The organism is Sulfoacidibacillus ferrooxidans, from assembly GCF_022606465.1.
Taxonomy (GTDB): Bacteria; Bacillota; Bacilli; order Alicyclobacillales; family SLC66; genus Sulfoacidibacillus; species Sulfoacidibacillus ferrooxidans.
Genome location: NZ_JALBUF010000080.1, coordinates 1 through 495, shown reverse-complemented (window position 1 = coordinate 495; position 495 = coordinate 1). Strand labels below are relative to the sequence as shown.

1 protein-coding gene is annotated in these 495 nt (G+C 45.9%); it reads right to left on the bottom strand.

Annotation, left to right across the window (positions count from 1 at the left end; genetic code table 11):
• Nucleotides 1–495: hypothetical protein (locus tag MM817_RS16460; protein WP_241717136.1), on the bottom strand; the 495-nt coding region annotated here is incomplete at both ends.

The following is a 495-nucleotide window of genomic DNA, read 5'->3' as shown; positions in this document are numbered from 1 at the left end:
AGCGCTCTCTTTCGGATTGTTCCGGTTTCACACGACTCGGGGAGAGTTTGCCGTCTTCTTTGCGGATCGCACCAGGAAATTGGATGTGCCCACCTTGTACCATGTCGCGAGCTTGGGTATAGCGATAGAAAGGCAAGTAGCTCTGTTTCGCTTGTTGATAGGCTGCTTGAAAGTTAGGATCACTATATGTGGCGTCCTTGTGGTCCTTGTTCATCTTCCAATTTTCCTCATAATCTTTTAACGTCTGTTCTACCGATTGATTTTCATGTTTGGGCATCACTTGTTCTAAGTTCATTTTATCTGCATTGTACCTTTCCATATTGGCCGTATTGCCACTCCAAGCGGCACCGCCAGGTGCAAACGGTTCGTACGTATCTCCTGAGATATTCGCCATGCGTTTTTGTGCAGCATTGAGTTCGCTTGCATGACGTAGTTGATCTCGAAAAGATTTCATTTGATCTTGTTGCTGGTTCCATTTGGCTCGATGTGCTTGAA